The organism is Gordonia alkanivorans NBRC 16433 (assembly GCF_000225505.1).
GTDB lineage: Bacteria > Actinomycetota > Actinomycetes > Mycobacteriales > Mycobacteriaceae > Gordonia > Gordonia alkanivorans.
This window is the reverse complement of the sequence record NZ_BACI01000082.1, coordinates 1-8,730: the sequence shown is the minus strand read 5'-3', so window position 1 is coordinate 8,730 and position 8,730 is coordinate 1. Positions and strand designations below refer to the sequence as shown.

The 8,730-nt window shown below is 60.6% G+C and carries 9 protein-coding genes; all 9 read left to right on the top strand.

Translation table 11 applies throughout. From position 1 onward, the window contains the following. Positions 1-311: 311 nt before the first annotated feature. From GOALK_RS14775 to GOALK_RS14735, 9 genes are read left to right on the top strand one after another with little or no spacing between them, the layout of a single operon-like run. The gene (locus tag GOALK_RS14775) at positions 312-1,019 is read left to right on the top strand and encodes an MlaE family ABC transporter permease (protein ID WP_006359633.1); all 708 of its coding nucleotides are present in this window, start codon (positions 312-314) and stop codon (positions 1,017-1,019) included. A gap of 10 nt (positions 1,020-1,029) precedes the next feature. Then, on the top strand, positions 1,030-1,893 hold the full coding sequence (locus GOALK_RS14770) for an ABC transporter permease (protein ID WP_006359632.1): 864 nt from the start codon (positions 1,030-1,032) through the stop codon (positions 1,891-1,893). Between the two features lie 8 nt (positions 1,894-1,901). Continuing rightward, on the top strand, positions 1,902-2,936 hold the full coding sequence (locus GOALK_RS14765; RefSeq protein ID WP_040004233.1) for an MlaD family protein: 1,035 nt from the start codon (positions 1,902-1,904) through the stop codon (positions 2,934-2,936). Beyond that, the gene (locus tag GOALK_RS14760; protein ID WP_006359630.1) at positions 2,937-3,941 is read left to right on the top strand and encodes an MlaD family protein; all 1,005 of its coding nucleotides are present in this window, start codon (positions 2,937-2,939) and stop codon (positions 3,939-3,941) included. Continuing rightward, positions 3,938-4,933 (top strand): MlaD family protein, encoded by a 996-nt coding sequence (locus GOALK_RS14755; RefSeq protein WP_006359629.1) that lies wholly within the window; start codon positions 3,938-3,940, stop codon positions 4,931-4,933. Before GOALK_RS14760 ends, GOALK_RS14755 begins: the two co-directional genes overlap by 4 nt. Continuing rightward, positions 4,927-5,976: an MlaD family protein gene (locus tag GOALK_RS14750; protein ID WP_006359628.1), complete on the top strand. Its 1,050-nt coding sequence runs from the start codon at positions 4,927-4,929 to the stop codon at positions 5,974-5,976. The genes GOALK_RS14755 and GOALK_RS14750 overlap by 7 nt, the downstream gene beginning before the upstream one ends. Then, positions 5,976-7,013, top strand: coding sequence for an MlaD family protein (locus GOALK_RS14745; protein ID WP_006359627.1), 1,038 nt, complete (start codon positions 5,976-5,978; stop codon positions 7,011-7,013). Before GOALK_RS14750 ends, GOALK_RS14745 begins: the two co-directional genes overlap by 1 nt. Positions 7,014-7,039: 26 nt before the next feature. Further along, the gene (locus GOALK_RS14740) at positions 7,040-7,972 is read left to right on the top strand and encodes an MlaD family protein (protein WP_006359626.1); all 933 of its coding nucleotides are present in this window, start codon (positions 7,040-7,042) and stop codon (positions 7,970-7,972) included. A gap of 49 nt (positions 7,973-8,021) precedes the next feature. Next, entirely contained in the window at positions 8,022-8,708 is a 687-nt protein-coding gene (locus tag GOALK_RS14735; protein ID WP_006359625.1) for a hypothetical protein, read from the top strand. The last annotated feature ends 22 nt before the right edge of the window (positions 8,709-8,730 follow it).

Below are 8,730 nucleotides of genomic sequence, written 5' to 3'. Positions count from 1 at the left end.
AAATAACGAACTCGGAGCAGACCTGCGAGCCCCGCAGAGCCACTGCCGCACATAGGGACGGGCCGGACGCGTCATCGAGGGTCAACAGGGCCGGTGTTCCGTCGTGCCGGCTGGTCAATTCGGGCAGAAGTATCCAAACCGCGAATGGGGTACTGCAAGTACCTGGTACTGTGCGAACACCCATCGCGGAGGGCTGTTCAGCAAGGTGAAGGAGAATCAGTATCGCTACGGAACTTGCTGGTCGTGCGACAGACAGTCTTGCGACCTTCGGAAACACGATTGCCCTCGCCGGCCAGGCATTACGGTGGGCCGTGCACGACATTGTCACCGGACGGTTTCCTTTCCGGGAGGTCGTTGTACAGACCTGGTTCGTCATCACCGTCACGACGTTGCCGGCGATCCTGGTGGCGATTCCGTTCGGCGTTATCGTCTCGGTGCAGGTCGGAAGTCTGACCCAGCAGGTCGGGGCCACGTCCATCGCCGGCGCCGCTGGTGGACTCGGGATCATTCAGCAGGGGGCACCGATCGTCACAGCCCTTCTGCTCGGTGGTGCGGCAGGGTCAGCCATCGCCTCTGACCTCGGCGCACGCACCGTCCGTGAAGAAATCGATGCCATGGAAACTCTTGGACTCAATCCGACCCGTCGAGTCGTCGCACCGCGGTTCGTTGCGGTTCTCATCGTCGCTCCAATGTTGTGCATGCTGATCGTGTTTACCGGTCTCGTGGCCGGCTACATCCTGAGCGTCAACGTCCAGGGCATCACGCCCGGAAGTTACGTCGCCTCGTTCGCCTCGTTCGCCTCGTCGGCGGACATCCTGGTGGCACTGATCAAGTCATTGGTGTTCGGTCTCGTGGTCGTGGCGATCGCATGTCACCGGGGTCTGTCCACGAAAGGCGGCCCGAAGGGTGTGGCCCAATCTGTCAACGCCACCGTGGTCCTGGGGGTGGTGGCGTGCTTCGTCATCAACGTGGTCATCACCCAGCTGACAATCATGTTCGTCCCGCAGACCATCGGATGACGGAGAACACGTGACCGCAGTACCATCCACCCGTTTCACTTCGGTCACTCGTCCGATCGTGCGTTCTGTGACGCCCCTCGCCGAAGTCCCCGCACAACTCGGGCACATCACCACGTTCATCATCGACACCGTCGCAGGAATTCGTCACGTCGCGACCACCTATCGACGACAGACGCTCTTGTACATACAGGAGTTTGCCTGGGGACGAGGCGCTGTTCTGGTCGGCGGGGGTACCGCAGTCGTGCTGGTCATTCTCGGAATGGCTGTCGGGGCATCTATCGGCATCCAGGGTTACGCCTCGCTGGACCTGGTGGGGATGGGGTCTCTTACCGGGTTCATCTCGTCATACGCCAACACTCGGGAGTTGGCACCGATGATCGCTGCGATCGGCTTTGCGGCCCAGGCCGGCTGTCGCCTCACTGCGGAGATCGGTTCGATGCGCATCGCCGAAGAGATCGACGCACTCGAATCGATGGCGGTGCGGCCGATTCCATACGTCGTCAGCACACGCGTGGTCGCAGCGATCACCACCATCATCCCGCTCTACATCGTGACGCTGATACTAAGTTTCGCCGCGGCCAAGCTGGTCGTCATCCTGCTACACGGCCAGTCAGGTGGCACCTACGACTTCTATTTCAATGCGTTCCTCAAACCGCAGGATCTGGCGTTCTCAGTCATCAAGGTCCTGATTTTCGTAGTTTCGGTCGTCATCATCCACAGCTACCAGGGTTTCTACGCCACCGGTGGAGCAGAAGGCGTCGGCCGCGCGTCTGGTCGAGCGATCCGCAGCAGTCTCATCGTCATTGTTGTGGAGGACATGATCTTGACCCTGCTGATGTGGGGCTTCGATTCGGGCGTCAGGATTTCGGGCTAGGGGTTGAAGTGGCTGTTTATAAAGATCCGTCAGGGCGCGCGCCCTCAATAACAAATTTGACACTGCGTGGGATTGGGGTCCTCGTCGTAGTGGTGGTTGCGGCCTATTTTCTGGTGTCAAACGCAACCGGAAAATTTGAAGATAACAAGACAGTGACGATCACCACCGACGCGATTGGTGACGGGTTGAAGGGCGGATCGGAGGTGAAGTATCGGGGCCTCACGGTGGGCAAGGTGTCCTCGGTGTCGGTGCGCGACCAAAGCACGTCTGTGAAAATTGAGCTCACCGGAGCGAACGACGACATCCGGTTGCGTCAGGGCTTGGCGGTGAATTACACGTCCGCCAGCGCGCTGGGGCCGACGGCACTGGATATTGTCGACCCCGGGCAGGGAGCGCTCATCCGTGATGGCGGCAGTGTCTATGTGAGCAAGCAGCAGTCCGAACAAACGTCGGTCTCGACCCTGATTCGAAAACTTTCCAAGCTGGTCAATGCTCTCGATCAGCCGGCGTTCAATTCTGTGGTGAAGTTTGTCGTCGACGATTCCCAAACGTTTGCCGACGCCGGCAAACTCATGTTCCAGATCGCACAGCTCACTCGGGACGTTCAACAGCGGCCAGTGGGCCAGGATTTGGCGATCGCGGCAGACGTGTCCGAGGGTGTTGCCGACTTCATGAAGCCGTTCATTCCGGGCATCCTCATAAACGTCGACATCGCTGACTTCTTCGCCACCGACGAGGCCATCAAACAGACCAAGGGCAACCTCAACGACACCGGCGAGGTCCTGTTCGGCGCACTCGGAGGACTGTTGAACAAAAACTACCCGGCGTTGAGTTCACTACTGGACGTCGGCCTCGATCTGGCGAGGCCAGTCGCCAGATCGGCCTCGGGGCTCGCGCGGACCGTTTACACCATCCCGCAGATCCTGGACAGCATCGACAAGGCCACGCCGCAGGTCGGCGAGCGAGTACAACTTCAGGTCGCCCTGGTAGTGCAGACGTCACCTGCGCTGCAGAGCGCGCTTGCAGTAGGAGGACCGAGGTAGATGAAGCTCAAGTCGTTAACTCCCACCATCATCAAGATCGTCGCGTTCGCCGCAGTCATCGGCGTTCTCACCTACGTGATCATCGCCATCCTCCAACCCAGCTCGGATGGACCGAGTTCTGAACGATCAGCGGTCTTCTCCGATGCCTCCGGGCTCAAACCTCGCGACGGTGTGCGGCTGGCTGGAGTCAAGGTCGGTTATGTGACGGCGATCGACCTGAACGGGCCCACGGCGGTCGTTCATTTCCAACTGAACGACGACATCACGATCACATCGAAAACCACCGCCGCCGTGCGTTATCAGAATCTTCTCGGACAGCGATATGTCGAATTGATCGGTGCGGCACAGGGGAAGACACAGGGGGAACTCACACAGGTGGCGCTCGACAAGACCATTCCCTCATTTGATGTGTCCACCTTGTTCAACGGATTCAAGCCGGTGTTCGACACGCTTAATGCCGACGAGATCAATGAACTGCAGTCCAATTTATTGCGCGTTGCTCAAGGTGATGGAAGGGGCATATCGCCTGTTCTGAAGCAGATCGCCAACATCACCGCCTACGGGAACCAGCGGTCTGAGATCATCACGAATATTGTGACGAGTCTCGGCCAGGTCTCCGACCAGCTCGAAGGCCGCTCGGCGGAGATGGTCGAACTCGTCGACAAGCTGGGATCGATCGTCGACGCCTTCAGCCGCGTGAGTGACCGGCTGCGAGAGTCGCTACGCGAGGTCAACCGGTCCATGTCGAAGACGGTCCTCACCGGCGAGCAACTCGAGTCAACGTACGACCAGAGTTTCGCGGCGATCTATCAGCGTCTGGCGCGAGAACCCGGGGAGTTAGAGGGTCTACTCAACGGTGCGGTGCTGCTCAAGCCCCTTATGGACTCGCTCACCGCTGCGACGACCTCCACGCCGAGCGAGGCGCAATGTTCGAAAGGTCTCCTGCCCCTGCCGGATACAGCGCAGATTGCGCTTATGGGGCAACGATTGGTGGTGTGTAAGTGAGGTTGTTCAATCGAAATCGATCGCATCACCAGCCCGAACGCAGACGCGACCTCATCGTCGCCGGTGTGGTGGTGGTGACCGTGGTGGTCGGTCTGGTCATCGCCGGGGCCGTGTATATCGCACCGCCCGGTCAAAAGGTGTACTCGGCCCATCTGGTCAACACCGGCGGGCTGGAGTCGGGTGATCAGGTGCGTATAGCGGGGATAAGACAAGGGAGGGTGTCGTCGGTGGACCTCACGGGAACGGTTATCACAGTCAAATTTCGACTCGACGACTCGGTGTCAGTCCGTTCGGATGCTACCGCAGCGGTTCGCCTGATCACGCCGATCGGCGGGCGAGTTCTCGATCTGGACCCAGGGTCAGGACCGACCGCGCTGTCGGGGGCCATCCCCCTTGTTCAGACATCGAGTACCTACGACATCTCCAACACGCTCGAGACGACGACGCCGGTGTTCCGTGATGTGAACGGCGTCGATCTCCGTCAAACTGCGGCGCTGCTGCAGAATGCGTTCTCCGACGGCAACACAGACATTCCCGACGCACTGAGGAACACCAGCAGTCTGATGGACCTCCTAGAGCGACAGTACGGTCAGCTCGACAAAACGGTCGCTCTATCGGATGAATACGTCAAAGCTTTCGCCGACCAAAAACAGGTGCTAGTCGACTTTCTCCGTCAACTCAGCTTCCTGGCCAGGACGCTGGGACCTGATATCCAGAACGTCCGCGACGGGTTCGACTATCTCAGGCGTCTGTTCAAACTCCTGACGAGGCCGCTCGTGGCGTACCGCGATGGCATCGAACCGTCCGTGCAACAGTTCAAGACGCTCCTGGACAAGGTGTCGACAGAGATGCCGGGCTACTCCAATGCCCTGACACAGATCGATCAGATCACTCAGCGCCTCGGCGTCCTCCTCCAGGCGCCGGTCGGTGCGCCGGCCACCACAGAACCAGAGGTTCGTGTGTGCATTCCGAGTGGTGACGACAAATGCTGACCACCTGGGTCCGAAGACTGCTGCTCCTGATCGCCGTGGTGGTGGTGGTCATCGCTGGTATCGGGATAGGCCGGACAGCGTCCGACGACACGCGCGCCCTGTGCGCAGAGTTCACCGATGCATCGGGCCTCTTCGAAGGCAACGCAGTCGCCATGCTCGGCAAGAAGGTGGGCAGCGTCGTCGGGGTGCACCAGAATAAAGGTCAGTCCGGTGTAAGGATCGACATGCGGGTCGACAAGAGCGTGCCGCTGTCTGCCGACGTCGGCGCGACTCTGGTGTCGACATCCATCGTGACCGAACGTCAGATCGAGTTCACCAAGCCGTACTCCGGTGGAGCCCGATACGAGACGAATCAGTGCATTCCGTTGAGTAAGACGAGAACCCCGCTGGGAATCAGTCAGACGCTCGACTCGATCAGCGACTTGTCCGAGGACCTGGTCAAGGACAACGGCAGAAACACCGACGCCGTCCTGCAGTCCCTCAAGCTCGTTTCCCGCAATCTGGAAGGGACCCAGGGTGACGTGGCCGGGATCATCAAGGACTCTGCCACGCTCATCAACGACCCGGCCAAGCGGGATGGACAGGTTCGCAGGATCGTCGGGAACCTCGCAACACTGACGGGGGTGGCAACCGAGAACGACAAAGAGGTGACCGCCCTCTTCGACAACTTCGTGGGTGCCATCAATGTCATCGTCGCCTTCGGCCAGACGTTCGGCGCGGCAGTCGAGTACGCGGGGACGTTCGTACCGATCCTCTCGCGGCTCGCAACGGATTTCGGGCCCCCAATATTCGCGATCGGTGATGCTGCCGTTCCGCTCATCGCCGGCATGGGAGAGCAGCCGGACATGGTGGCAGCGGTCGCAGCCCGCACGGCAGACCTCATCATGAAACACCCCGATGCCAAGTCGATCGTGCAGGCGTTCGCAGTGTCGCTGCCTTTGCGAAGCCTCGTCAGTGGCTGCGCCGCGCCGGTGGCAAACGGCGTCTGCGGGCCCGGCGATGCATCAAGGACGATCGCCGGGATGATGGGGGGAGGGGCCTGATGATCTCAGTCAACCGGGCACGCCTCGGACCCATGGTGATCGCACTGATGGCAGCGATGGTGTTCGTGACGTCGTGTGGGATCAACGCTGACAATCCGCCGACCATAGGAACCTCTGACGGCAACGGCTACGACATCCAGATGGAGTTCACCAGCGCACTCAATCTGCCGGCCCTCGCAAAAGTCCTCTCAGAGGGGCTCAGCGTCGGAACCGTCGAGAATGTCACGTACGAGAACGGGCATGCGGTCGTCAAAGCTCGCATCGATAACAAGACTCAGCTGCCGGCCGAATCGCGAGCCGAGCTGCGTCAGGACACTCTCCTTGGTGAGATCTACGTTTCCATCCTTCCCCCAGCCGAGCCGTCGACGGGTGCCTTGCTGCGGTCGGGTTCGGTGATCCCGCTGGCACGGACCGAGCCGGCAGCGAATGTCGAGGACGTCATGCGTGGGATGGCGAATGTTCTCGGCGGCGGTGAACTCGACAAGATCCACACCGCGATCTCGACATTGAACACCTCGTTCCCCAAGGATCCGCAGGAATTCGACGCCCTGTATCGGACAACGCTGGAGACCGTTTCGGAGGTCTCCTCGAACACTGACAAGCTCGACGTGGTGTTGAGGTCGGCTGATCGGACTCTGAAGGTGATTTTGGCTGATCCGTCGGGAATCGACCGGATGCTGACTAAGGGCGGAACCAACTTCTATGGCCTCGGCTACTCCCTGATCGACGTCGCGTTACTCATCGCCAACTTGCGTACATTTGCTACGGCCGCGGGCAGGATCGTGGATCCGGAGTACTCACGCATCAAGGAGTCGGTGGCCGCGATCGCCCCGGTGATCGCGTCGATCGCCAACTCCGACATTTACTCGAAGTCCGTCACGGAGCAGGCAACGCGCGTCATCCGCGACAAACTCATTCCATTCGTGGGGTCGCCTGACATCAACCTCTCGGACATCTCCATCGATGGTCGGGACCTGGCGCGGCGTGACGCCGAATCGTTCATTACCGTGTTGAAATCGATCGGAATGATGCCGTGAACCGCAGCAGCAGCACGCTCATATCGATGGTGGCTTTGGCCGTCGTGTTCGTCGTAGGGCTCGGCTACCTCGTCGTCGGCGTGGCACGCGTCAACCCCACCCGCTCCGAGTACTCGTTAACCGCCTTCATCGACAGCTCAGGCGGTCTACTGGACACGTCGCCGGTGATGGTGCGGGGGATACCCGTCGGAAAGGTGGCCTCCATCAACGTCGTGGATTCGGCACTTAAGGTCGAGATGGCGATCGATTCCGATCACAAGATCCCCCAGGACAGCGTGATGTCTATCCTGAATCTGTCGATCGCGGGGGAACAGTACATCAACTTCGTGCCCGGGGGCACGGCCACCGGCGGGTACTTTGACAACGGAGACGTGGTGCCCGCTGAGGCGGTGCACGTGTCGCAATCGGTGCCCCAGGTGTTGCCGAAGATGGCTGCGGTGGCAGATGGGCTCGACCCGGCTTCGATCGAGTCCATCAACAAGACCGTCGCCGAGGCCGTCGCAGGACGGCAGGGAGACCTCGACATGATCGGCGACATGATGCACCGTCTAGTCGATTTCGTCGGCAAAGATGGGTCCGTCCGGGTGACCGCGGACAACGCCGAGTTCCTGCTCGGCCTCATGTCCAATGTCGGGGACGTCCTCAGTACGGCAGCTGTGCGTACCCCTGACGCCGTGAACGGATTGGCGCGAATTCAGCGGGCGTTCATCGAGTTCACAACCACCTCGTACGACAAGTGGCCTCCCGTGTTGAAGCTTGTGGACAAGCTCAGTGGCTATATCCAGATCCTGCAGCCTGATCTGGTGACGATCACCCGGGCGGTGAAACCGGCGACAGAGAAGGTCGCGGACACATACGTCGACTTCGGATCGATCGGCGACCTCCTCGCCCGAACCTTCCCGACGTCGCGACCAGGTCGCGCCGAGGTCCCCATCACCGTGTCGCAATCACCAAGATGACGGCTTGTCCGCAAGCGACTGTCACCAGCAAGTACACAGAAGGCCCCAGATGACAAATGACGAGCAGACCAGACCGCCTACTGAGGCCACTGAGGTCGAGGGCGGCGCGGCAGCAGCGACGACGGATGGCGATCTGCTGGTGGACGAGAACGCCAAAACCGCTTCCGTAGCCGCGACGGGGGTTGACGACAGCGACGTCGACCCCCCCTCGCCGAGTGGGCGTCGCTGGTCAGTATGGCCGCGATCACGTGCTGCCGTGGTCGTTTCGGCCGTGATCGCTGTGCTCGCTGTGCTGGTCGGCGTGTTCGCCTACCTCTACCTCGAGGCCGACGACGCGAAGTCGGTATTGGAAAACGACGCCGCGCAACGGGCTGCGGCGGCGGAGGCCGCCTCGGATTACACGACCAAGTCCCTGACCTACAGCTATCAGAACACCGACGCCTTTTTTGCGGCGGTCAAGGAGAACGCAGGTGAGGCGCTCGTCAAGCGTTACGACGAGGTTCGACCGACGCTGACGCAGATCATGCAGCAGGCCCAGGTGCAGGCGTCGGGACGCGTGCTGGCCACCAGCGTCACTGGTGAAACCGACGGCGAGTACACGGTGATGGTCTTCGCGAGCCAGAAGACGCAGAACGTGCAGAACCCGCAACCGAGTGAACTGCCGACGTTGTTGAAGGTGGTCGTGTCGAAAACGGCTGGGGGCTGGCAGATCCAGGACTATGGCCCAGCAGAATAAGGCGGCTGTGCCGCAGAAGGAG

What these genes read in the sequence shown, in the direction of transcription:
- GOALK_RS14760 (WP_006359630.1), top strand. Translation starts at nt 2,937, where the DNA reads ATGAAGCTCAAGTCGTTAACTCCCACCATCATCAAGATCGTCGCGTTC.
- GOALK_RS14750 (WP_006359628.1), top strand. Translation starts at nt 4,927, where the DNA reads ATGCTGACCACCTGGGTCCGAAGACTGCTGCTCCTGATCGCCGTGGTG.
- GOALK_RS14745 (WP_006359627.1), top strand. Translation starts at nt 5,976, where the DNA reads ATGATCTCAGTCAACCGGGCACGCCTCGGACCCATGGTGATCGCACTG.
- GOALK_RS14740 (WP_006359626.1), top strand. Translation starts at nt 7,040, where the DNA reads ATGGTGGCTTTGGCCGTCGTGTTCGTCGTAGGGCTCGGCTACCTCGTC.
- GOALK_RS14735 (WP_006359625.1), top strand. Translation starts at nt 8,022, where the DNA reads ATGACAAATGACGAGCAGACCAGACCGCCTACTGAGGCCACTGAGGTC.